We start from the raw sequence: 22,781 nt of genomic DNA on the forward strand, positions 1-22,781 counted from the left end.
CTTCGATCGCACCGTGCCTCGAGCCGTTCCGCCAGCCGGGTACGGCAGGCAGACGAACGCGTGGGGATCAGCGTGCCCCCGCACGGGGCGGAGTAACCGGTTGGCGTACGCCTACACGTCGAACGCCTGTCACCAGGGCAGGAACGCGTGGATGTCCTTGCCGCGCTCGTGCACGACGACGCTCACCTGGGTGCACAGGGTGTGCACCAGATGCCAGCCGATGCCGCCGCCACCGGTACGCGGGTGGAAGGGTCTCGGCTCCGGCTTGGTCGTGTTCGTGTCGCGCATCGTCACGTGCACCCCGTCGAAGGTGCGGCGCATCCGCAGGTCGAACGGGCCGGGCGCGTACTGGATCACGTTCGCGGCCAGCTCCGTCACGACCAGCAGGATGTCGTCCCAGTACTCCGGCGCGCCCGGCGGTGCGCTCACGGCGAGCGCGTCCAGGTACTGCTCCGCCGCGAGCCGGGCCTCCGTGACGTTGCGCAGCTCCCCCGGGAAGGAGACCGTACGCTCGTACGTCTCCTCCGAGGGCGGTGTCTCGTCCCAACGCGGCTCCGTCGCCATCTCGCATTCCCCGGTCCGGGTGGTGACGGGGCCGGGCCGGCCCCATCACGACCAGGACGGTCGTCGTTGCTGATCTCTGCCTGCGCTGCGGGTTCCCCGAGCCGGGCAGGCTATCCGTCCCCCCTCGGCACAGCGGCCCCGCGGTGCGCGTGCTCAGCGGAAGACGTCGTCCGGCTCGTCCCACTCGGCTGTCTCCGACGGGCCCCGCCGTCCCCGGGAACGCGCCTGGTACATCGCCTCGATCTCGGCCGCGTAGTGCCGTACGACGGCGGCCCGCCGCAGCTTCATGGACGGCGTGAGCAGCCCGTTCTCCGGTGCGAACGGTTCCGGGAGGACACGGTGGACCCGGATGGACTCCGCGCGGGACACCGCACTGTTGGCGGAGGCGACGGCGCGTGCGATCTCCTCCCGCAGCGCGTTCTCCTCCCGCGCCTCCCGGCCCGTGACGTCCCCCTGGAGCCGCAGGGCGGCCCGCCAGTGCGTGAGGAAGTCCGGGTCCAGCGTGATGAGGGCGCCGACACAGGGCCGGTCGTCCCCGATCACCACCGCCTGGTGCACCAGCGGATGCATGCGCAGCCGCTGCTCCAGCAGGGCCGGGGCCACGCTCTTGCCGCCGCTGGTGACGATGATGTCCTTCTTGCGTCCGGTGATCGTCAGATAGCCCTCGGAGTCCAGCCGTCCGATGTCCCCGGTGGCCAGCCAGCCCCCGCGCAGCGCGGCCCGCGTCGCCGCCTCGTCGCCGACGTAGCCCTGGAACACCGACGGCCCGCGCACCAGGATCTCCCCGTCGTCCGCCACCTGGACCTCGGTGCCCGGCAGGGACCGGCCCACCGTCCCGGACTTCTCCCGGCCCAGCGGCTGCATGGTGATCCCGCCGCAGGACTCGGTGAGCCCGTACCCGTCGTGGACGTAGACGCCGATGCCCTCGTAGAACAGGGACAGACCGCGGTCGAGGGAGGAACCCCCGGAGGTGCCGCGGACCACCCGGCCGCCGAGCGCCGCCCGCAGCCGGCGGTAGACCGTCCGCTCGTACAGGCCGTGTTGCAGCCTCAGGTCGAGTCCGGGTCCCGGGCCGGTGCCCAGCCGCCGGCGCTCCTCGGCCGCGGCGAAGTCCCGCGCGGTCCGCGCGGCCCGCTCGAACAGGGCGCCCCGGCCCTCCTTCTGCGCGGCCCGCAGGAAGTTCTTGTACAGCTTCTCGAACACCGACGGCACGCCGTACAGGTACGTCGGCCGGAACGTGGCCAGCGCCGACGCCAGTGCCGCCTCGGTCAGCTCCGGCTCGTGCCCCAGCAGGATCCCGCCGCGCACGCACGTCAGCATGATCATGATCCCGTAGACGTGGGAGAACGGCAGGAAGGCCAGTACGGCGGCCTGTTCGCCCGCGGGGGCGGCGGTGTGGCCCCAGCCGGTCAGCAGGGTGTCGCAGGGGTGGGCCAGACCGCGGTGGCTCAGCGCGCAGCCCATCGGACGGCCCGAGGTGCCCGAGGTGTAGACGACGGCCGCCGTGGCGTCGGGCAGCACGATCCGGCGCAGTGACTCCACGGTCGTGTACGGCACCACCGCACCCCGCTCGGCCAGTGCGGACAGCGCGCCCGCGTCCAACTGCCAGACGTGCCGCAGCAGCGGCAGCCGGGCGCAGACGGTGCCGACGGTCATGACGCCCTGCTCGTCCTCCACGACCACGGCCACACAGCCGGCGTCCCGCAGGATCCACTCGACCTGGTCGCGCGAGGCGGCCGGATGGATCGGCACGACCTCCGCGGCCACGGCCCACAGGGCGTGGGCGAACACCGTCCACTCGTACCGGGTGCGGGCCATCAGGGCCACCCGGTGGCCCGGCGAGACGCCGGCGGCGATCAGGCCCTTGGCCACGTCCACCACCTCGTCCCGCACCTCGACCGCCGTCACCTCCTCCCACCCGGTCGCGGTGGAATCCGCGCGGCGCGCGAGCATCGGCAGGGTGGGGTTCCGGTCCGCCGTCTCGAAGACGCTGTCGGCGAGGCCGCCGGTGAACGGCGGGGTGACGGCCGGAGCGAGGGCGACGTTCCGCATGCGCTGCTCCTGGGTGTACGGAGGGTCACTCCGCCGACCGGCTCGGTGTCGGCGGTGCTCGAATGTAGCCCAGGTGAGCGCGTTCGGTGCCGGGAACGGGTAAGTCGTGATCGGCTGATGATCCGGTCGTGTTCTGGGGACTCGTACGGCATGAGCTACGTGAACCCCGATCCGGAACCCGAGCGCACGACCGGACTGGAGCCGGGCGGGGGAGTCCCGCCCGGCGAGACCCCGCCCGCCGAGAGCAGCATGCCCGAGGCGGGGCCCCGTCAGCCGGAGGCCCGGCGCAGAGGCTGGGCCAAGGCCCCGCTGACCCTGATCCTCCTGCTGGTCGTGCTGATCGCGGCCTTCTTCCTGGTCTACGCCCTGGTCCTGATCCTCTGACCGGTGCCGTCAGCCCTGGGTGCGGCGCACGCACTCCGTGACGACGTCCCGCAGGCTGCCGGTGCTCTCCAGCAACGCCCGCTGCTCGCGGGCGCCGTTGCCGTGCCGCAGCAGACCGGCGACGGTCTCTTCGGCACGGGCCGCGTCACCGCTGTCGGCGAGGGCGTCACCGGTGTGCTCCAGCAGCGAGCGCAGCACCTCGGAGGCGGGCCGGGGACGCAGGGTCACCGGGTCGAGCAGCTCGTGGTCGAGGCCGAAGCGGGCGGCCTGCCAGTCGGCGAGCCGCAGCATGCTCACGCTCTGGTCGAGCGGCGGCCGGCCGGCCCGCCAGTCCCGCGCGGCGGTCTCCACCAGGCCCCGGGTCAGCGTGGCGATCAGCACGGCGGTCTCCGCGTTCAGGCACACGTCCGACACGCGGATCTCCACCGTCGGGTAGGCCGCGGACAGCCGGGCACTGAAGTAGACCATTCCCTCGTCCAGCAGGGCGCCGGTGGCCACCATGTCCGCCACCCGCCGGTGGTACCGCTCGGGGGAGCCGAACAGCTCGGTCGGCCCGGCCGACGGCCAGCGTTCCCACACCCGGCTGCGGTAGCTGCTGTACTCGGTGTCCCGGCCCTGCCAGAACGGCGAGTTGGCGCTGATCGCGCGGAACACCGGCAGCCACGGCCGGATCCGGTCCAGGACCGCCACGCCCTCCTCGTCGGACTCCACCGACACATGGACATGACAGCCGCACACGAGCTGCTCCCGGGTGGGCACCCCGTACCGCTCGGCCAGCCACTTGTAGCGCTCGTTCATGCTGAGGGAGGGGCTCACCGGAAGGGGGGAGCTGGCCAGCGCCGCGACCCCGCAGCCGATCTCCCCGGCGTGCCGGGCCGCCTCCTTGCGGCAGCGCACGATCTCGTCGCCGAGGGCCGTCATGTCCGACTGCGGATGCGTGGCGAACTCCAGCATCTGCCCGAACAGTTCCTTCTCGAACACGTCCTGACCCGGATCGGCCTGGGCGGCGCGGGCGGAGTACGGGCGCCGCGAGCGCCTTGGGGTCGCCGCTGTCCGGGTCGACCAGGAGGAGTTCCTCCTCCACTCCGACGGTGCGCACGTGGTGCCGCCCTTCTGTCCGTGCCGCAAGGGGCAGTCGTGGGTCCTACGACCCCCGCCTGCCCCCTGGGACGGTCACGACACCTGCGGCGCTCAGCCCTCCGGGGCCAGCCAGACCGTGGCGAGCGGCGGCAGCGTCAGCTCCAGGAACCCGTCCCCGGGCTTGACGGGCCCCTCGGTGCCGACCCCGCCGCCGCCGTAGCGGACGGCGTCGGTGTTCAGCACCTGCCGCCAGGCGGGGACCTCGTCCGGCACCCACAGGCGGTAGCCGTGCCGGACGACGGGGGAGAAGTTCGACACGGCCAGCAGCGGGGTGCCGTCGGCGGCGAAACGCAGGAACGCCAGGACGTTGTCGTCCGCCGCGTCGCACAGCACCCAGCGGAAGCCGCCCGGGTCGGTGTCCCGCTGCCACAGCGCCGGGGTCCGCCGGTACACCGTGTTGAGGTCCCTTACGAGATCCTGTACGCCCCGGTGGTCACCGGCGGAGTGGTAGTCGTCGGCGAGCAGCCACCACTCGGGGCCGTGCGCCTCGGACCACTCCGCCCCCTGGGCGAACTCCTGTCCCATGAACAGCAGTTGCTTGCCCGGGTGGGCCCACATGAAGCCGAGGTAGGCGCGCTGGTTGGCGCGCCGCTGCCACCAGTCGCCCGGCATCTTCGACACCAGGGCCTGCTTGCCGTGGACGACCTCGTCGTGGGAGATGGGCAGGACGTAGTTCTCGCTGTAGGCGTACACCATCGAGAAGGTCATCTCGTTGTGGTGGTACCTGCGGTGGACCGGCTCCTTCTGGATGTACTCCAGCGAGTCGTGCATCCAGCCCATGTTCCACTTCAGCCCGAACCCGAGGCCGCCGCTGTCCGTCGGCCGGGTCACCCCCTCCCAGGCGGTCGACTCCTCGGCGATGGTCACCACCCCCGGGCAGCGCCGGTACACGGTGGCGTTCATCTCCTGGAGGAAGGCCACCGCGTCCAGGTCCTCCCGGCCACCGAACACGTTCGGCTCCCACTGGCCGGAATCACGCGAGTAGTCGAGGTAGAGCATGGAGGCCACGGCGTCCACGCGCAGCCCGTCGATGTGGAACTCCTCGCACCAGTAGACCGCGTTGGCGACGAGGAAGTTGCGCACCTCGGTCCGCCCGAAGTCGAACTCGTACGTCCCCCAGTCCGGATGCTCGGCCCGCCGGGAGTCCCCGGGTTCGTACAGCGGGTCCCCGTCGAACCGGGCCAGCGCCCAGTCGTCCTTGGGGAAGTGCGCCGGCACCCAGTCCATGATCACGCCGAGGCCGGCCCGGTGACAGGCGTCCACGAAGTACCGGAAGTCGTCCGGCGAGCCGAGCCGGGGCGTCGGCGCGTAGTAGGAGGTGACCTGGTAACCCCAGGAACCGCTGAAGGGATGCCCGGCCACCGGCATCAGCTCCACGTGCGTGAATCCCATCTCCCGCGCGTAGGCCGGAAGTTCCTCCGCCAGCCGGCGGTAGGTCAGTCCCGGCCGCCAGGACGGCAGATGCACCTCGTACACCGAGAACGGCGCCCGGTGCACGGGAATGTCACCGCGGTGCGTCATCCACTCCGCGTCGCCCCACTCGTACCGCGAGGACGTCACCACCGACGCGGTGTCCGGCGGCACCTCCGTGAGCCGCGCCATCGGGTCGGCCTTCAGGAACCGGTGGCCGTGGCGGGAGGTGATCTCGAACTTGTACCGCGTGCCCTCGCCGACGCCGGGCAGGAACAGCTCCCACACCCCGGACGCGCCGAGCGACCGCATCGGGTACTGCGTGCCGTCCCAGTACGTGAAGTCACCGGCCACCCGCACCCCCTGGGCGTTGGGCGCCCACACGGTGAAGCGGGTGCCGGCCACGCCCTGGTGGACCATCGGCTCGGCCCCGAGCGCCCGCCACAGCTCCTCGTGCCGGCCCTCCCGGAGCAGATGCAGGTCCAGCTCGCCGAGGGCGGGCAGGAAGCGGTACGGGTCGTGGACCTCCCGCTCCCCGTCGTCGTACGCCACCAGCAGCGTGTACGAGGGAATTCCGGAGCCGGGCAGGACGGCCGCGAAGAGGCCGTCGCCCTCGGACGTCAGCGCGGTGCGCGTCCCGCCGGCCAGGACGCTCACCTCCCGGGCGTTGGGGCGCAGTGCCCGGATCAGGGAGCCGCCCGGCACCGGGTGGGCACCCAGCAGGCCGTGCGGATCGTGGTGCGCGCCGGCCAGCAGCCGGCCGCGGTCGGCGGGGTCGAGTGCGGTGGGCCGGGGGTCCTCCCGGTCCGGGGGAGGGACGGCCTCGGGCGGCGTCGGGCCCACGGCCTCGGGACGCGCCGTGTCGCGCAGTGCCATGGGTCAGCCTCCCCACACGGCGAGCCGCTTGATCGCCGCCATCGGTACCGGCAGCCAGTCCGGTCGGTGTCTTGCCTCGTACAGCACCTCGTACACCGCCCTGTCCGTCTCGTGCGCGCGCAGCAGCGCGTGCTTCTTGCGTGGATCCCAGCCCGCGCGGGCCGCGTAGCCCGCGCAGAACGCCTCCCGGCAGCGGCGCGCCCACTCGGGTCGCCAGGGGCGGCGCTGCCGGGCCGCGTAGTCGAAGGAGCGCAGCATCCCGGCGACATCGCGCACCGGGGACTGCGGGGCCCGTCGCTCGGTGAGCGGGCGGGAGGGTTCACCCTCGAAGTCGATGACGAACCAGTCGCGGCCGGCCCGCAGCACCTGCCCCAGGTGCAGGTCGCCGTGGATGCGCTGGGCGGGCGGCCCGGTGTCGCACGTGGCGAGCGCCCCGAACGCGGCCCTCAGGCCGGGGACGAAGGGCGCCAGCGCGGGCACGGCGTGCGCGGCGGCGTCCAGCCGCGCGCACATCGCCTCGGCCGTACGGCCGTTCTCGCCCGGCCCGGCCGATGGGAACGCCCCGGCCAGTGCCAGGTGCACCTCGGCCGTCGCCCGGCCCAGCGCACGGGCCTCGGCGGTGAAGTCGTCGCCCGCGGCGAGCGCGCGCAGCGCCAGCGTCCAGCCGTCGGTGGCGTCCGGCAGGAACGGCTGCAGCACCCCGAGGGTGGCCGGGCGCGGGGCGGTCGTGGTGAACCAGGCCACCGGCGGGGGCACCCGGGTGCAGCCCTGCCCGGCCAGCGCGGCCGACACCTCCAGGTCCGGGTTGACGCCCGGCTGGATCCGGCGGAACACCTTCAGGATGTAGGCGTCGCCGTACACGATCGAGGAGTTGGACTGCTCGGCGTCCAGCAGCCGTGGGGGCAGCCCGCCGGGCACGTGGGCGGCCGGGTCCGCCTCGAACCGCAGCGGGCCCGCCGTGCCGGGCTGCCGCAGCCGCTCCAGGAGCAGATGGGCCGCGCGCGGGTCGTGGAGCGCGTCGTAGACCGCGAGCCCGGCCAGTGGCCCTTCCACCGCGCGCCCGATGAACGCCCGCTCGAGACGGGGGGCGAGGTGCGGGCGCAGGCCCAGCAGTAGCTGGTAGCAGTCACCGGGCGGGGGCGTGCCGCCGGGGGCCGGCACCGGCGCGTGCGAGGCGTGCACCAGCAGGTGCAGACACCCCGGGAACAGCTCCGTCATGGACAGCACCGACAGGTCGGTGACGGGCCGGTCCTTGCCCGCGAACCAGCGTTGCCTCGGCAACCACTCGCGCAGCAGCGCGCCGAGCGAGACCAGGGGGCCGTCGGCGCCGACGGCGGTTCTCGGCCGGGGAGTGATGGTCTTCGGCATGGTGACGCGTCCTTTCCTCGGCGCCGGGATCAGCGGCGGCGGCCGATGCGGGATGCGACTCGGGTGAGCCGGAACCAGTAGAAGCCGTGGCCCTGGAGGGTGAGCAGGTACGGCAGTTCGCCGATGGCGGGGAAACGCACCCCGCCGATCAGCTCGACCGGGTGCCGGCCGTCGTAGGCCCGCAGGTCGAGTTCGGTGGGCTGGGCGAAGCGGGAGAAGTTGTTCACGCACAGCACGAGGTCGTCGCCGTGCTCCCGCAGGAACGCCAGCACCGCCGGGTTGGAGGACGGCAGTTCCGTGAACGAACCGAGTCCGAAGGCGGGGTTCTGCTTGCGGATCTCGATCATGCGGCGGGTCCAGTGCAGCAGGCTGGACGGGGACGACATGGAGGCCTCGACGTTGGTGACCTGGTAGCCGTGGACCGGGTCCATGATCGTGGGGAGGTAGAGCCGGCCGGGGTCGCAGGAGGAGAAGCCGGCGTTGCGGTCCGGGGTCCACTGCATGGGGGTGCGGACCGCGTCGCGGTCACCGAGCCAGATGTTGTCGCCCATGCCGATCTCGTCGCCGTAGTAGAGGATCGGCGAGCCGGGCAGGGACAGCAGCAGGGCGGTGAACAGCTCGATCTGGTTGCGGTCGTTGTCGAGCAGGGGCGCGAGGCGCCGGCGGATGCCGATGTTGGCGCGCATCCGCGGATCCTTGGCGTACTCGGCCCACATGTAGTCGCGTTCCTCGTCGGTGACCATCTCCAGGGTCAGCTCGTCGTGGTTGCGCAGGAAGATGCCCCACTGGCAGCCGGAGGGGATCGCGGGCGTCTTGGCGAGGATCTCGGAGACCGGGTAGCGCGACTCACGGCGCACGGCCATGAAGATGCGCGGCATGACCGGGAAGTGGAACGCCATGTGGCACTCGTCGCCGCCGGCCCGGTAGTCGCCGAAGTAGTCGACGACGTCCTCGGGCCACTGGTTCGCCTCCGCCAGCAGCACGGTGTCCGGGTACATGGCGTCGATGTCGCGGCGGACCCGTCTGAGGAAGGCGTGCGTGGCGGGCAGGTTCTCGCAGTTGGTGCCCTCCTCGGCGTAGAGGTAGGGGACCGCGTCCAGGCGGAAACCGTCGATGCCCAGGTCCAGCCAGAAGCGCAGGGCGGCCAGGATCTCCTCCTGCACGGCCGGGTTCTCGTAGTTGAGGTCCGGCTGGTGGGAGAAGAAGCGGTGGAAGTAGTACTGGCCGCGCACCGGGTCGAAGGTCCAGTTGGAGGCCTCGGTGTCGACGAAGATGATGCGGGCGTCCTGGTACTGCTTGTCGTCGTCGGCCCACATGTAGTAGTCGCCGTAGGGGCCGTCGGGGTTCCTGCGGGACTCCTGGAACCACGGGTGCTCGTCGCTGGTGTGGTTCATGACGAAGTCGATGATCACGCGCATGCCGCGCTGGTGGGCGGCGTCCACGAACTCCACGAAGTCGGCGAGGTCACCGAACTCCGGCAGCACGGACGTGTAGTCCGACACGTCGTAGCCGCCGTCCTTCAGGGGGGACTTGAAGAACGGCGGCAGCCACAGGCAGTCCACGCCGAGCCACTGGAGGTAGTCGAGCTTGGCGGTCAGCCCCTTCAGGTCGCCGACGCCGTCGCCGTTGCTGTCGTGGAAGGAGCGGACCAGCACCTCGTAGAAGACGGCGCGTTTGAACCACTCCGGATCCCGGTCCTTGGCGGGCGTGTCCTCGAAGGTGTCCGGTACGGGATCGTTGACGGTCATGACGCTGCGGGCCCTCCGATCTGGGGCGTCGATCGCCCGACGTGGAGCACGTGCGCCGGCGTCCGGCCGGGCGTGAGACGCACGTAGTTGGTCCTGCCCCAGCGGTACGTCTCGCCCGTCAGTTCGTCGTGCACGGACAGGGCGGCGTGCCGGTCCAGGCCGAGTCGCGGCATGTCCAACGAGACCTTGGCCTCCTGGGTGTGATGCGGGTCGAGGTTGACGACCATGATGACCGTGTCCGTGCCCGTGCTCTTGCTGTAGGCGAGCACGGCGTCGTTGTCAGTCTGGTGGAAGCGGAGATTCCGCAGGCGCTGCAGCGCGGGGTGCCGCCGCCGTGCGGTGTTGAGGCGGGTGATGAGGGGGGCGATGGTGCGGCCCTCGCGGGCGGCGGCCTCCCAGTCGCGGGGGCGGAGCTGGTACTTCTCGGAGTGCCGGTACTCCTCGCTGCCCTCGCGCAGCGGCGTGTTCTCGCACAGTTCGTAGCCGCTGTAGACGCCCCAGGCGGGGGAGAGGGTGGCGGCCAGGACGGCGCGGACCTCGAAGGCGGGGCGCCCGCCGTGCTGGAGGTAGGCGTGCAGGATGTCGGGGGTGCTGGGGAAGAGGTTGGGCCGCATGTAGGCCGCCGCCTCACCCGACAGCTCGGTGAGGTACTCCGTCAGCTCCTGCTTGCTGTTGCGCCAGGTGAAGTAGGTGTAGGACTGCTGGAAGCCGATCTGGGCCAGGGTGTGCATCATCGCCGGGCGGGTGAACGCCTCCGCGAGGAAGATGACGTCGGGGTCCTTGCGGTTGATCTCCGCGATGACCCGTTCCCAGAACACCACCGGCTTGGTGTGGGGGTTGTCCACGCGGAAGATGCGCACCCCGTGGTCCATCCAGTGCCGCAGGACACGGACCGTCTCGGTGACGAGGCCGTCCAGTCGGTGTCGAAGGAGACGGGGTAGATGTCCTGGTACTTCTTCGGCGGGTTCTCGGCGTAGGCGATGGAACCGTCGGGGCGGTGGCGGAACCACTCGGGGTGCTTGTGCACCCAGGGGTGGTCGGGGGAGCACTGGAGCGCGAAGTCCAGGGCGATCTCCAGGCCCAGTTCCCGGGCGCGGCGACGAAGAGGCCGAAGTCCTCCAGGGTGCCCAGGGCCGGGTGGACGGCGTCGTGGCCGCCCTCGGGGGAACCGATCGCCCAGGGCACGCCGACGTCGTCGGGGCCGGCGGTGAGGGTGTTGTCGGGGCCCTTGCGGAACGTCGTGCCGATCGGGTGGACGGGGGGCAGGTAGACCACGTCGAAGCCCATGTCCGCGATCGCCTCCAGGCGCCGCGCGGCCGTGCGGAACGTGCCGTGCGGCTGCTCGGCGGTGCCCTCGGAACGGGGGAAGAACTCGTACCAGGAGCCGTACAGGGCCCGTTCCCGCTCCACCAGCAGCGGCATCGCGTCCGAGGCGGTGACCAGCTCCCGCAGCGGATACCGCCCCAGCAACGCCTCCACCTCCGGCGACAACGCCGGCTGCAGACGGTGGTGGACGGAGCGGGAGTCGTCGCCGAGGGCGCACGCGGCGGCCAGCACCAGGTCGCGCTCCGGACCCTTGGGCACTCCGGCCGCCGCCCGCTCGTACAGCTCGGCGCCCTGCTCCAGCACCAGGCCGGTGTCGATGCCGGCCGGCACCTTGACGGACGCGATGTGCCGCCAGGTCGCCAGGGGATGACTCCAGGCCTCCACGCGGAAGGTCCAGCGTCCCGTCGCGTCCGGGGTGATGTCCGCGCCCCAGCGGTCGCTGCCCGGGGACAGCTCCCGCATCGGTGTCCACGGGCCCCTGCGGCCCTTCGGGTCGCGCAGGACCACGTTGGCGCCCACGGCGTCGTGCCCCTCGCGGAACACGGTGGCCGTCACCTGGAAGGTCTCCCCGGCCACCGCTTTCGCCGGGCGCCTGCCGCAGTCCACGGCCGGCCGGACGTCACGTACCGGTACACGGCCGATGGCCGGGGTCCTGCGCATGTATCTCACCTCCGCCGTGCGCGAAGCCGGGCACTCGGCCCGGCTTCGCGATCCGAAGTCGGGCCGGCGCGGGCCGGTCCCGAGAGGAACGCCTTGTACGGTGCCAGGTCAGGGGCGTGGCGCCGTGGAACGCCGCTCCGGTGGCGTCGCTCTTCTGGCCGTCCGGCGCGGCTGCGGCCGACCGCCCTGCTCGCGCAGGTAGGTGACCGGGTTGGTGCGCAGATAGCGTTCGGCGGCGTCCGCGGCCTCGCGGGCACAGCGTTTGCCCATCAGGACGCACAGTGTGTACCCCGAGTCCTCGAAGGTGGCCCGGACCGTGCGGTCGTACGGCGAGGCGAGCATCACGCGCTCCCACGCCCGGTACCGCCGCAACTGCCGGGCCACTTCGGCCTTGGCCGGTAGCAGCATGGCCCTGTTCACCTTCCACGCTCTCGACTGGGCGCGTTCCCGACGGTCGGGTGGTGTCCGCACACGGAGAGGCGCGGCACCGTTACGGCGATCGAGGCTTTCACTCATGGTGCACGCACCACGACCCAGCGTCTTGTTGGAGCTTCAACCGTTGCGCGTGCCGGGTGCTCGTGTTGCACGAATGGCGTAGCGGCCGCACCGTAGAGGTGACTCAGGAGCGAGGAACGCTCACGCTTCGTGTCCGGGATCCCTCCCGGACGGGGTATGGGAAGCGAGAGCTTCGCCGGTGAGGAGCAAGCGACGATGAAGACCGCAGTGCCCTGCTACTACCACCTCGACGTGGAAGTCAGCCCGGAACGGGTGGGACAGGTCAGCCGCATCCTGGCCGCCCACATCCGCCACTGGGACCTCGACAACCTCGTCGACCCCGTCTGCCGCGGCGCGGAAATGCTGCTGCGGGCGATCGACGCGCACGCCACGGACAAGCGCACCTCCATCGAGATGTGGTGGAACGGCCAGCATCTCATCACGGCCTTCGGCGGCGACGACCCCGATCTGCGCCCCGACCAGGACCTGCGGGCCTGCCTGGCCGACATCGCCGCCATGAGCGACGGCTGGGGCTGCTGCGCCGCGGACACCGGCGCCAAGATCATCTGGTTCTCGCAGCGGGCCCGCGCCGGCCAGCGCGTCCCGCTGGTGCCGACCGCCCCCGCCCCCACCCTGCGCACCGGCCTGGAGGTGCCGCGCACCGAGCGCGTGGCCGCGCTCGCCGGGGACCACGTTCCGGTGGGCAGCCGGTGACCGCCCGCAAGGTCCGCGAAGGGGTGCCCGTCTGGAGCGGGCACCCCTACCCGCTGGGCGCCTCGTTCGACGGACAGGGCACCAACTTCGCCCTCTTCAGTGAGGTCGCCGAGCACGTCGAGCTGATCCTCGTCGACGACGCCGGCGGCGGCACGTCCGTCCCCATGCACGAGGTCGACGGCTTCGTCTGGCACGCCTATCTGCCCGGCATCGCCCCCGGCCGGCGGTACGGCTACCGGGTGCACGGCCCCTGGCAGCCGGCGTTCGGCAACCGGTGCAACCCGGCGAAGCTGCTGCTCGACCCGTACGCCCGTGCCGTCGACGGCCAGATCGACAACCACCCCTCCCTGTACGAGCGCTCACCCGACGGCCCCGACCCGGCCGACAGTGCCGGCCACTCCATGCTGGGCGTGGTCACGGACCCGTTCTTCGACTGGGGCGAAGACCGCCCGCCCAGGACGCCGTACGCGGACTCGGTCATCTACGAGGCCCACGTCCGCGGCCTCACCCGCACCCACCCGGACGTCCCCGACCGGCTGCGCGGCACCTACGCCGGTCTCGCGCACCCCGCCGTGACCGAGCACCTGACCTCGCTCGGCGTCACCGCGGTGGAGCTGATGCCGGTGCACCAGTTCGTGCAGGACGGCGTCCTCCAGGACCGCGGCCTGGCCAACTACTGGGGCTACAACACCATCGGCTTCTTCGCCCCGCACAACGCCTACGCCGCCCTCGGCAGCCGCGGCCAGCAGGTCGACGAGTTCAAGGCCATGGTGAAGGCGCTGCACGCGGCCGGCCTCGAAGTCATCCTCGACGTGGTCTACAACCACACCGCCGAGGGCAACGAGATGGGGCCCACGCTGTCCTTCCGGGGCATCGACAACGCCTCCTACTACCGCCTGGTCGACGGTGACTGGGCGCACTACTACGACACCACCGGCACCGGCAACAGCCTGCTGATGCGGCACCCCTACGTGCTCCAGCTCATCATGGACTCGCTGCGGTACTGGGTCACCGAGATGCACGTCGACGGCTTCCGGTTCGACCTCGCGGCCACCCTGGCCCGGCAGTTCCACGAGGTGGACCGGCTCTCGGCGTTCTTCGACCTCATCCAGCAGGATCCGGTGATCAGCCGCGTCAAGCTCATCGCCGAACCCTGGGACGTCGGCGAGGGCGGCTACCAGGTGGGCAACTTCCCGCCCCTGTGGTCGGAGTGGAACGGCAAGTACCGCGACGCCGTACGGGACTTCTGGCGGGCCGAGCCCGGCGCGCTCGGCGAGTTCGCCTCCCGGCTCACCGGCTCGTCCGACCTCTACCAGCACAGCCGGCGCCGGCCCCGCGCGAGCGTCAACTTCGTCACCGCGCACGACGGATTCACCCTGCGCGACCTCGTGTCGTACAACGACAAGCACAACAAGGACAACGGCGAGGACGAGCGGGACGGCGAGAGCCACAACCGGTCCTGGAACTGCGGGGTGGAGGGCGACACCCGCGACCCCGCCGTCCTGGAACTCCGCGCCCGCCAGCAGCGCAACCTGCTGGCCACCCTGCTCCTCTCCCAGGGCATCCCGATGCTCTGCCACGGTGACGAACTGGGCCGCACCCAGCGCGGCAACAACAACGCCTACTGCCAGGACAACGCCGTCTCCTGGGTGGACTGGGACCTCACCGACGAGCAGCGCGGCCTCGCCGACTTCACCCGGCACCTGATCGCCCTGCGCGCCGGGCACCCGGTGCTGCGCCGCCGCCGCTTCTTCCGCGGCGAGACCGTGACCAACGCCGAGCAGCCGCTGCCCGACCTGATGTGGCTGCGGCCCGACGCCCGCGAGATGACCGACCGGGACTGGCAGCGCGACGACGCGCACTCGGTCGGCGTGTTCCTCAACGGCGACGCCATCGCCGAACGCGACGCCTACGGGCGCCGCATGACCGACGACTCCTTCCTGCTGCTCGTCAACGGCTACTGGGAGCCGGTCGACTTCCGGCTGCCCGACGCCTCCTTCGGCCAGCGCTGGACCACCCTGGTCGACACCGCCGACCCCGAGGGCGTCCCCGACGAACGCGAACGCAAGGCCGGCACGAAGCTCCGCGTGGAGTCCCGCGGTCTGGTCCTGCTGTCCCGCCCGTCGCGCGCCGGCGGCTGACGCGGCCGGCGGCGCGGAGAACCCCGGGCCCCGCGCCGAGCGGCCCTGGGGTGGGTACGGGGGAGGCCACCGCCGTCGGTCGCCCGGCGCCGGTGACCGCTCGTGGCGGCCGGGGACCGTCCGGTGGCGGCCGGTCGGTGGCGGCCGGGGACCGTCAGTGGCCGCGCCGGGACGTCACGGTGAACTGCGCGCCGTCCGCGTCGCGCAGGATCGCCTCGGTCTCGTTCTCGCGCAGCACACTCCCACCGTGCTTCTCCGCCGCGCGGGCACAGTCGGCCACGTCGGTCACCGCGAAGTGGATCTGCCAGTGGGGCCGCACCGAGGGGTCCGGGGCGGCCCCCACCGCGCCCGAGTCGATGCGCGCCACCACGTCACCGCGGCTGCGCAGCACCACCTCACCGCCCGCGTACTCGACCTCGCAGCAGCCCGGCAGCCCGGACGCCCAGTCCAGGATCTCGCCGTAGAAGATCGCGGCGTCGAAGGCGTCCCGGGTGTGCAGCCGCACGAAGGCCGGCGCGGCCTGCCGCCACGCCTCCCAGTTGGAGACCAGCTCGCCCTGCCAGATCCCGAAGGTGGCCCCGTCGCGGTCGGCGAGCAGCGCCGCCCGGCCCGGCGGGAAGGACAGCGGCCCGACCGCCGCCGTACCGCCGCGCTCGCGGACCCGGGACACGGCCACGTCCGCGTCCGGCACCGCGAAGTACGGCGTCCAGGCGACCGCCATCTGCCACATGGAGGCCACGGCGGCGATTCCGGCCACCGGCACGCCGTTCGCCAGGGCGATACGGAAGTGCTCGCCGAGCTTGGCGCCGCGCCAGCGCCAGCCCAGCACGGCCGTGTAGAAGTCCTGGGTGGCCTGGAGGTCGCGGCTGGTCAGGCTCACCCAGCACGGGGCGCCGAAGACGGAGTCCGTGGAGACGATGTCTCTCCTGCGCGGTGCGGCGGCGGGTGTGTCGTGGTTCATGGCAGTCGCGTCCTGCTCTCGGGGCCGGGCGGCCACCGGTCTGACACCAGTGTCCGACCGGAAGGGGGTGGGGTGCATGCCGAGTACCCCGGGTGGCAGGGGTCCAGGCCTCTGCGCAGGATGGAGGCATGCAGGAGAGCGAACCGGACCGCGTCGCCGCGCTTCAGGCGGAGGTCGACCAGCTCAAGGAGGCGATGGTCTCCCATGCCGTCGTCGACCAGGCGATCGGAATGGTGGTCGCCCTCGGCCGGGTCACGCCGGACCAGGGCTGGCAGGTGCTGAAGGACGTCTCCCAGCACACCAACATCAAGCTCCGCAACATCGCGGAGCTGATCCTCGTCTGGGGCCGCCGCGGCGACCTCCCCCCGTACGTCCGTGCCGAGCTGGAGGACGCACTGGACCGGTACGGCCCCACGCGGGTGCCGGGGTCGGAGCGGGCGTAGCCGGCGGCGCGTGTCAGCGGGCCCGGGTCTCCGCGAGGAGTTCCTCGCGCAGCCGGTCGAAGCAGCCGCTGAGCAGCCGCGAGACGTGCATCTGGGAGATGCCGAGCTGCTGGGCGATCCGGCTCTGCGTCATGCCGCCGAAGAACCGCAGGTAGAGGATGGTGCGCTCGCGCTCGGGCAGGGCAGCGAGGCACGGCTTGACCGCGGCGCGGTCCACGACGAGGTCGTACCCCGGGTCGGCCGCGCCCAGGGAGTCGCCGAGGGCGTACCCGTCGGTGCCGGCCACCTCGGCGTCCAGGGACAGCGCGGAGAAGCACTCCAGCGCCTCCATGCCCGTACGCACCTCGTCCTCGGTCAGCCGCGTGTACGCGGCGATCTCGGTGACGGTGGGCGCCCGGCCCGACGTGGTCTGCGCCAGCTCCTTGATCGCCGAGCGGACCCGGTTGCGCAGGTCCTGCACCCGGCGCGGCACGTGCAGGGTCCACATGTGGTCACGGAAGTGGCGCTTGATCTCCCCGGTGATGGTGGGCACGGCGTACGCCTCGAAGGCGCGGCCGCGCGAGGTGTCGTAGTGGTCGACGGCCTTGACCAGGCCCAGCGCGGCCACCTGGTAGAGGTCCTCCAGGGCCTCCCCGCGGCCCCGGAACCGCACGGCGATCCGCTCGGCCATGGGCAGCCACAGGCGGACCAGCTCGTCCCGGAGCGCCTGACGCTCGGGACCGTCGGGCAGCCCCGCCAGACGTTCGAAGGACCTGCCCGTGTCCGGGGCGTCGTCATGGGGGTGAGGCTTCGTGCTGCCAGTGACACGCATGGCGCGCACCTCTTTCGGCAGGTGCTGGATGGACAGACACCGTGGGAGGTGCGCTCGGACCGAGGAAAGGACACCGGGGCGTCCGGCGACGCCGGTTCCCACGGACGTGCCTCCTGTCCGAAGCACTGTTGTGCGCTTTCCCGTTCTCACGCATCTCAAAACAAATACATACATATCGGTTAATTCCACAGAATATCCTTGACCGCCGTCGCGGGCTCACCGGGACCGGCGCCACCGGCCTCGCGGCGCCCGGCCGGCCGGCCCGCCGATCTTGCCGCGGACGTGATGTGCGGCACGCGCGCGTACCCGCCGGTGAGGCGCCGCGAACGGATACTTCCTGGGCAGCGCTTGATCACCGATCAACGACGGTGAATCCCCTGGCCACAGCGCATTCTGCTCATTTGACAGTGCGCTGAGCGCACAGATAGACAGCAGCTCTCGAGGGTCGAGAGGGGCACCGTGTACGAGCCGAACGTGGTCGGGGACTGGCAGGAGTACGAGGAGCATGCCGGTCTGCGGGTCCGCGTCCACCGCCTGGCGCCGGCCGAGCCGCCGCGCGGACGGGACGACGCCGCCGCCGGACTGACGTACTTCAGCGTCCGGGTGACCGTCGAGAACCGCGGCGCGCGGCACTACGGCATCCATCTGGAGGATGGTCAGATCGACGTCCGTGTCGGCCCGGACGGCGAGGGCGCCTTCGTCGACTGGCGCAACTCGCAGTTCATCGAGGGCTTCGACGTCTATCCGCTGCGCCGGGCCACCGCCGTGCTCTACGCCGCCGCGCCCGAGGCCGCCCTCAGCCACGTGGACGTGCAGGTGCAGTTGCGGGTGGAGGACGAGTGGAGCGACCGGCGCCTGTGGGCGGGCGGGATCGGCGTCGTGGAGGGGGCCGCCTCTGCCACGCCCGCCGGGGCCGGCCCGTGCGGTCTGGCCCACCAGGTCGACGCCTTCCTGAAGGGCCAGGCGGAGCCGGGCACCGCCTGAGCCGGGCGGCCTGCCCGGCCGGGCTCAGTGCGGGATGCCGTCGATGATCTCCCGCGCGCCCTGCCGGAGCAGCGCCACCGCGACCGAGGTGCCGAGTGTGGCGGGATCGAGCCGGCCGGCCCACTCGTGGGCGTTCAGCCGGGTCTTGCCGTCCGGGGTGAACACGCAGGCCCGCAGGGAGAGTTCCCCGCCGTGGTCCACGCGCGCGTACCCGGCGATCGGGCTGTTGCAGTGGCCCTGGAGCACATGCAGGAACATTCGCTCGGCCGTCGCCTCCCGGTGGGTGGCCGGGTCACCGAGCCCGCTGACCGCGTCGATCAGCTCGGTGTCGTCCTCCCGGCACTGGAGGGCGAGGATGCCCGCGCCGATCGGCGGCATCATCGTCTCCGGCGACAGCACCTCGCTGATCACGTCGGTCCGGCCGATGCGCTCCAGGCCGGACACCGCCAGCAGCAGCGCGTCCGCCTCGCCGGCGGCCAGCTTCTCCAGCCGGCGGTTGGCGTTGCCGCGGAACGGCACGCACTCCAGCCGGGGACGGGTCGCGGCGAGCTGGGCGACCCGGCGCACCGAGGAGGTTCCGATCCGGGTGCCGGCCGGCAGCTCGTCCAGGGTCAGCCCGCCGGGGTGCACCAGCGCGTCCCGGATGTCGTCCCGCCTCAGGAACGCGGCGAACACCGTCCCGGCGGGCAGCGGCCGGTCGGCGGGCACGTCCTTGACGCAGTGCACCGCGAGATCCGCCTCCCCGGCCAGCAGGGCGGCGTCCACCTCTTTGGTGAACGCGCCCTTGCCCTCGACCTCGGACAGATCGCCCAGCCACTTGTCACCGGTCGTGCGCACGGGTACGACCTCGGTCCGCACGCCCGGGTGCAGTGCGGCCAACTCGGCGCGGACCCGCTCCACTTGGGCCAGGGCCATGGGGGAGTCGCGGGAGACGATACGGATGAGTTCCGGCACAGACATGGGGACACGATAGACCGCTGTGAGGGCGGCCGAGGGGCGGACCCCGCGCCTCGCCGACGCGTCGGGGCAGGCCGCCGCGGCGGACGGGGTTCAGGCGCCGGGGTCGAACGGGATCCCGGACGGCTTCGCCGACGCGAGGTGGGAGGCGAACGCCGGGTCCTTCAGGCCGAAGTGGGCGCTGCCGAAGTCGTAGGCGCTCAACTCTTCGCGCACGCCCGCCGGATAGCCGTTCCAGCCGACCAGGGGCGGATACTGCCAGGTGTGCCGGTGGTTCTCCGGCGGTTCGTCGTCGGCGTCGGCGAGCCGGAAGCAGTGGGTGCCGATGCCGTCCTTGTGGTAGACGACCTTCGGATGCGTGCCCTCGAAGCGGACCTCGGAGGCCGGGTGCACGGTGAACGAGCCGTGGTTGGACGTCGACACGTACTGGACCTGTCCGTCCCGCACCCACACCGCGACGTGCTCCCAGTCGTTGCGGTGCCCGCCGATGCCGCTGCCGGGCAGTGCCTGGTCCTTCTCGAAGTACAGGCCGTAGAGGTAGGCGCACCAGCCGTTGTTGCACTCGGAGCGGGAATAGCTGTTGGTGTTGGCGAGGTCGGAGGCGTCGTGGCAATTGCCGTTGAGGGCGCCGGTCGGCTTCAGTCCCGGGTTGACCGTGCCGTCCGGGCCTATCGCCGGCGTCGGGTAACAGCCGTCCGTGTCGTAGTCGAAGGCGGGCTGGTACGTCAGTTCGGCGGCCTCGGCGTTCTGCGGCAGGGCCAGGGGCGGAGCGGCGAAGGCGGCGGCGGGGGTGGCGACGACCAGGGCGGCGGCGCCGGCCAGGACGGCGAACCATCTGCCGCGCCGGACGCGCGAGGCGATCGGGTACACGGGTGACCTCCAACGGCGGTCGGACACAGGGCAGTTCAGCATCCCGGTCGCGCGCGACGCTGCCAAGAGGTCACACGTGCGCCCCTCCCCGCCGACGGCCTGGCCGTGGAACTGTCCGCCGTCCTCGCCGCCCGCCGTGCCGACCCCCGGCCCGTCGGCGGCGCCCCACGGAGGTGCCGTCTCGTCGGACCTCCGTCACCGGCCGAAGCTGTCCGGCAGGTCCGCCGCCGACTCCTGCGGGGTGAGGTCCGGGCGCAGCCGCAGCCAGGACGGCTGGCGCAGCATCCCGTTCCGGGTCCGCGTGCTGTAGCTGACCTCGCCCACCAGTTGGGGCAGCACCCAGCGGGCGTCCGGGATGCGCGGCACCGGGTCGAAGGGGCACCGCCCGCTCGCCGCGTCCCGCAGCAGCTCCGCGAGTTCCGCCCGTTCCGCCGCGCTCCAGCCGGTGCCGACCCCGCCGACGTACCGCAGCCGGCCGCCCGCGCGCTGGCCGGCCCGCACCGCTCCGGGCAGCCCGGCCAGCCGTCCCCTGCCGGGCAGCCAGCCGCCGACGATCACGTCCTCGGCGCGCATGTTCCGGATCTTGATCCAGGCGCGGGAACGGACCCCGGGTTCGTACACCGAGTCGAGCCGCTTGCACACCAGGCCCTCCAGGCCGTGCTCCCGGGTGGCCCGCAGTGCCTCGGCGCCGTGCCCGGTCAGGGCGCCCGGTGTCGACCAGTGCGGCCCGCGCAGGCCCAGTCCCTCCAGCCGGGCCCGCCGGCGGACGTACGGCAGCCGCACCAGCGGCTCCGCCAGGTACGGCACGTCGAACAGCACCAGGTGCACCGGCACCCGGGCGGCCCGGCGCGCCGCCCGCGCGGGGGCGTGCGCCAGGCCCATCCGGTTCTGCAGCAACTGGAAGTCGGCCCGCCCCTGCTCGTCCAGGGCCAGCACCTCGCCGTCCAGCACGGCGGGCGTGGCGCCCAGGGCGGCGCCCAGCGGCCGGAGTTCGGGGTAGGCCGCGGTGATGTCCTCGCCGGAGCGGGCGCGCAGCAGCACGCTGCCGTCGCCGGGCAGGTAGACCATCACCCGCTGGCCGTCCTGCTTGGTCTCGTACGCCCACCGCTCGTCCTGGGCGGCGGACGGCAGGCCGCCGGGGGTGGCGAGCATCGGCGGGATGAGCGGCAGGGTCACGGCGGTCACGGCAGAAGGTCTCGACCGGCCCCGCCGCCCTCACGCGCCTTTCACCCGCGGTTCCCCTGAACGGGCCCCGCCGGAGGGACCGGCCCGGGGCCGGCGTTCCCGGCACCGGCCGGCCCGGGCCGCTGACCGCCGGCCGGGCGTCAGGGGCCCCGGGCGTCAGGCGGAGCGGGCGTCAGGCGGAGCGGGCCGGTCTGACCCAGTCCAGGGACCGTTCGACGGCCCGCCGCCAGTTGTCGTACTCCGACTCCCGGTGCCCGGGGTCCATGCCGGGCAGCCATTGGGCGGCGCGGTGCCAGTTGCGGCGCAGCACCTCCAGGTCGGACCAGTAGCCGGCGGCGAGCCCGGCCGCGTAGGCGGCGCCGAGGGAGACCGTCTCGGCGACCATGGGCCGCACCACGGGCACGTCGAGCACGTCGGCGACGAACTGCATGAGCAGGTTGTCCGCGGTCATGCCGCCGTCCACCTTCAACTGCCGCAGGGGGAGCGCGGAGTCGGCGTTCATGGCGTCGACGACCTCCCGCGTCTGCCATCCGGTGGCCTCCAGGACGGCGCGCGCCAGGTGCCCCTTGGTGATGTACGAGGTGAGTCCGACGACGACCCCGCGCGCGTCGCTGCGCCAGCGGGGCGCGAACAGACCCGAGAAGGCGGGGACGATGTAGCAGCCGCCGTTGTCCTCGACCGTCCGCGCGAGGGTCTCGATCTCCGGGGCGCTGCTGATCAGGCCCAGGCGGTCACGGAACCACTGCACGAGTGCGCCGGTGACGGCTATCGACCCCTCCAGGGCGTACGCCGGCGGCTGGGCCCCGATCCGGTAAGCGACGGTGGTGAGCAGGCCGTGCCGGGAGCGCACGGGGTCGCCGCCGGTGTTGAGCAGCAGGAAGCCTCCCGTTCCGTAGGTGCACTTGGCCTCGCCAGGGGAGAAGCAGGTCTGGCCGAACAGGGCGGCCTGCTGGTCACCGAGGGCGGCCGTGATACGTACGCCCGGCAGCACCGAGCGGGCCTCGCCGTACGTCTCGGCCGACGACCTGATCTCCGGCAGCATCGGGCGGGGCACCCCGAAGAGGTCCAGCAGCTCCTCGTCCCAGCCGAGGGTGCGGATGTTCATCAGCATCGTGCGGCTGGCGTTGGTGGCGTCCGTCAGGTGCAGGCCGCCGCCGGCGCCTCCGGTGAGGTTCCAGATCAGCCAGCTCTCCATCGTCCCGAACAGCACCTCGCCGTCCCTGGCGCGCTGCTCGACGCCCTTGACGTGGTCGAACAGCCACCGGATCCGCAGCGCCGAGAAGTACGTCGAGGGCGGCACGGCGCAGCGGTCCAGGAAGAACGCCTCGCCGGGGTGCTTCCTGAGGTCCTCGACGAGCGGCCCCGTGCGGGTGTCCTGCCAGACGATCGCCCGGCTGAGCGGGGCACCGGTCCGCCGGTCCCAGAGCACCGTCGTCTCGCGCTGGTTGGCCAGGCCGAGGGCGGCGACCTGGTCCGGCTCGACCCCGGCGTCCGACAGGGCCTCGGGCACGACGCGGCGCAGGTTGTGCCATATCTCGACGGCGTCGTGCTCCACCCAGCCCGGCCGCGGAAAGTGCTGCTGGTGCTCCCGCTGCGCGACCGAGACCAGCCGCCCACGGTGGTCGAACAGGATGCACCGCGTCGAGTTCGTGCCCTGATCGACGGACATCACGTACCGTTCAACCATGATCG

General features: G+C 72.4%; 17 protein-coding genes and 2 pseudogenes. 5 read left to right on the forward strand and 14 right to left on the reverse strand.

What is annotated here, in order from left to right; all coding sequences use genetic code 11:
• Positions 1-129: 129 nt before the first annotated feature.
• Both D9753_RS33345 and D9753_RS33350 read right to left on the reverse strand, forming a co-directional pair.
• Positions 130-564, reverse strand: a complete 435-nt coding sequence (locus D9753_RS33345) for an ATP-binding protein (RefSeq protein ID WP_121790387.1) — start codon at positions 562-564, stop codon at positions 130-132.
• A 153-nt stretch (positions 565-717) separates the two neighbouring features.
• Positions 718-2,616 carry an AMP-dependent synthetase/ligase gene (locus D9753_RS33350; RefSeq protein ID WP_121790388.1) on the reverse strand — a complete coding sequence of 633 codons (1,899 nt, stop codon included), beginning with the start codon at positions 2,614-2,616 and terminating at the stop codon, positions 718-720.
• Between the two features lie 150 nt (positions 2,617-2,766).
• Here D9753_RS33350 and D9753_RS33355 point away from each other — a divergent pair, with 150 nt between their 5' ends.
• Entirely contained in the window at positions 2,767-3,000 is a 234-nt protein-coding gene (locus D9753_RS33355; RefSeq protein ID WP_121790389.1) for a DUF6480 family protein, read from the forward strand.
• A gap of 9 nt (positions 3,001-3,009) precedes the next feature.
• Here the strand turns inward: D9753_RS33355 and D9753_RS33360 are convergent.
• The 6 genes and pseudogenes from D9753_RS33360 to D9753_RS33385 all read right to left on the reverse strand — a co-directional run bounded on the left by D9753_RS33360 (position 3,010) and on the right by D9753_RS33385 (position 11,936).
• Positions 3,010-4,099 (reverse strand): annotated as a pseudogene (locus tag D9753_RS33360) (glutamate--cysteine ligase 2).
• Between the two features lie 92 nt (positions 4,100-4,191).
• Positions 4,192-6,426 (reverse strand): 1,4-alpha-glucan branching enzyme, encoded by a 2,235-nt coding sequence (glgB, locus tag D9753_RS33365; RefSeq protein ID WP_121790390.1) that lies wholly within the window; start codon positions 6,424-6,426, stop codon positions 4,192-4,194.
• A gap of 3 nt (positions 6,427-6,429) precedes the next feature.
• A complete protein-coding gene (locus D9753_RS33370) occupies positions 6,430-7,794 on the reverse strand; it encodes a maltokinase N-terminal cap-like domain-containing protein (protein WP_121790391.1) in 1,365 nt (454 codons plus the stop codon).
• Between the two features lie 29 nt (positions 7,795-7,823).
• Positions 7,824-9,542, reverse strand: a complete 1,719-nt coding sequence (treS, locus tag D9753_RS33375; RefSeq protein WP_121790392.1) for a maltose alpha-D-glucosyltransferase — start codon at positions 9,540-9,542, stop codon at positions 7,824-7,826.
• Positions 9,539-11,528 (reverse strand): annotated as a pseudogene (locus D9753_RS33380) (alpha-1,4-glucan--maltose-1-phosphate maltosyltransferase). Before D9753_RS33380 ends, treS begins: the two are co-directional and overlap by 4 nt.
• Positions 11,529-11,636: 108 nt before the next feature.
• Positions 11,637-11,936, reverse strand: a complete 300-nt coding sequence (locus D9753_RS33385; RefSeq protein ID WP_121790393.1) for a DUF5133 domain-containing protein — start codon at positions 11,934-11,936, stop codon at positions 11,637-11,639.
• A gap of 303 nt (positions 11,937-12,239) precedes the next feature.
• Between D9753_RS33385 and D9753_RS33390 the strand changes: the two genes are divergently transcribed.
• Positions 12,240-12,737, forward strand: coding sequence for a pep a2 (locus D9753_RS33390; protein ID WP_121791424.1), 498 nt, complete (start codon positions 12,240-12,242; stop codon positions 12,735-12,737).
• Entirely contained in the window at positions 12,734-14,878 is a 2,145-nt protein-coding gene (gene glgX, locus D9753_RS33395) for a glycogen debranching protein GlgX (RefSeq protein ID WP_121790394.1), read from the forward strand. Before D9753_RS33390 ends, glgX begins: the two co-directional genes overlap by 4 nt.
• Positions 14,879-15,032: 154 nt before the next feature.
• Here the strand turns inward: glgX and D9753_RS33400 are convergent, their stop codons facing one another.
• Positions 15,033-15,839, reverse strand: coding sequence for a VOC family protein (locus D9753_RS33400; protein ID WP_163010858.1), 807 nt, complete (start codon positions 15,837-15,839; stop codon positions 15,033-15,035).
• A gap of 128 nt (positions 15,840-15,967) precedes the next feature.
• Here D9753_RS33400 and D9753_RS33405 point away from each other — a divergent pair, with 128 nt between their 5' ends.
• The gene (locus tag D9753_RS33405; RefSeq protein ID WP_121790396.1) at positions 15,968-16,282 is read left to right on the forward strand and encodes an ANTAR domain-containing protein; all 315 of its coding nucleotides are present in this window, start codon (positions 15,968-15,970) and stop codon (positions 16,280-16,282) included.
• A 13-nt stretch (positions 16,283-16,295) separates the two neighbouring features.
• On the opposite strand, the gene D9753_RS33410 is transcribed toward D9753_RS33405, so the two are convergent.
• A complete protein-coding gene (locus D9753_RS33410) occupies positions 16,296-17,093 on the reverse strand; it encodes an RNA polymerase sigma factor SigF (protein WP_121790397.1) in 798 nt (265 codons plus the stop codon).
• Between the two features lie 459 nt (positions 17,094-17,552).
• Here D9753_RS33410 and D9753_RS33415 point away from each other — a divergent pair, with 459 nt between their 5' ends.
• A complete protein-coding gene (locus D9753_RS33415) occupies positions 17,553-18,077 on the forward strand; it encodes a hypothetical protein (protein ID WP_121790398.1) in 525 nt (174 codons plus the stop codon).
• Between the two features lie 24 nt (positions 18,078-18,101).
• On the opposite strand, the gene hemC is transcribed toward D9753_RS33415, so the two are convergent.
• The 4 genes from hemC to glpK form a co-directional block, all read right to left on the reverse strand.
• Complete coding sequence (gene hemC / locus D9753_RS33420) at positions 18,102-19,037, reverse strand: hydroxymethylbilane synthase (protein ID WP_121790399.1); 936 nt, start codon at positions 19,035-19,037, stop codon at positions 18,102-18,104.
• 90 nt (positions 19,038-19,127) lie between these two features.
• Positions 19,128-19,904, reverse strand: a complete 777-nt coding sequence (locus D9753_RS33425) for an NPP1 family protein (RefSeq protein ID WP_240468351.1) — start codon at positions 19,902-19,904, stop codon at positions 19,128-19,130.
• A 195-nt stretch (positions 19,905-20,099) separates the two neighbouring features.
• Positions 20,100-21,080, reverse strand: coding sequence for an ATP-dependent DNA ligase (locus D9753_RS33430; protein WP_121791425.1), 981 nt, complete (start codon positions 21,078-21,080; stop codon positions 20,100-20,102).
• 181 nt (positions 21,081-21,261) lie between these two features.
• Positions 21,262-22,776, reverse strand: a complete 1,515-nt coding sequence (glpK, locus tag D9753_RS33435; RefSeq protein ID WP_121790401.1) for a glycerol kinase GlpK — start codon at positions 22,774-22,776, stop codon at positions 21,262-21,264.
• Positions 22,777-22,781 lie beyond the last annotated feature (5 nt).

It is taken from the genome of Streptomyces dangxiongensis (assembly GCF_003675325.1).
In the GTDB taxonomy this organism is placed as follows: domain Bacteria; phylum Actinomycetota; class Actinomycetes; order Streptomycetales; family Streptomycetaceae; genus Streptomyces; species Streptomyces dangxiongensis.

What these genes read in the sequence shown, in the direction of transcription:
- hemC (WP_121790399.1), bottom strand. Translation starts at nt 19,037, where the DNA reads ATGTCTGTGCCGGAACTCATCCGTATCGTCTCCCGCGACTCCCCCATG.
- glpK (WP_121790401.1), bottom strand. Translation starts at nt 22,776, where the DNA reads ATGGTTGAACGGTACGTGATGTCCGTCGATCAGGGCACGAACTCGACG.
- treS (WP_121790392.1), bottom strand. Translation starts at nt 9,542, where the DNA reads ATGACCGTCAACGATCCCGTACCGGACACCTTCGAGGACACGCCCGCC.
- D9753_RS33400 (WP_163010858.1), bottom strand. Translation starts at nt 15,839, where the DNA reads ATGAACCACGACACACCCGCCGCCGCACCGCGCAGGAGAGACATCGTC.
- D9753_RS33345 (WP_121790387.1), bottom strand. Translation starts at nt 564, where the DNA reads ATGGCGACGGAGCCGCGTTGGGACGAGACACCGCCCTCGGAGGAGACG.
- D9753_RS33350 (WP_121790388.1), bottom strand. Translation starts at nt 2,616, where the DNA reads ATGCGGAACGTCGCCCTCGCTCCGGCCGTCACCCCGCCGTTCACCGGC.
- D9753_RS33370 (WP_121790391.1), bottom strand. Translation starts at nt 7,794, where the DNA reads ATGCCGAAGACCATCACTCCCCGGCCGAGAACCGCCGTCGGCGCCGAC.
- D9753_RS33410 (WP_121790397.1), bottom strand. Translation starts at nt 17,093, where the DNA reads ATGCGTGTCACTGGCAGCACGAAGCCTCACCCCCATGACGACGCCCCG.
- glgB (WP_121790390.1), bottom strand. Translation starts at nt 6,426, where the DNA reads ATGGCACTGCGCGACACGGCGCGTCCCGAGGCCGTGGGCCCGACGCCG.
- D9753_RS33355 (WP_121790389.1), top strand. Translation starts at nt 2,767, where the DNA reads ATGAGCTACGTGAACCCCGATCCGGAACCCGAGCGCACGACCGGACTG.
- D9753_RS33390 (WP_121791424.1), top strand. Translation starts at nt 12,240, where the DNA reads ATGAAGACCGCAGTGCCCTGCTACTACCACCTCGACGTGGAAGTCAGC.
- D9753_RS33405 (WP_121790396.1), top strand. Translation starts at nt 15,968, where the DNA reads ATGCAGGAGAGCGAACCGGACCGCGTCGCCGCGCTTCAGGCGGAGGTC.
- D9753_RS33385 (WP_121790393.1), bottom strand. Translation starts at nt 11,936, where the DNA reads ATGCTGCTACCGGCCAAGGCCGAAGTGGCCCGGCAGTTGCGGCGGTAC.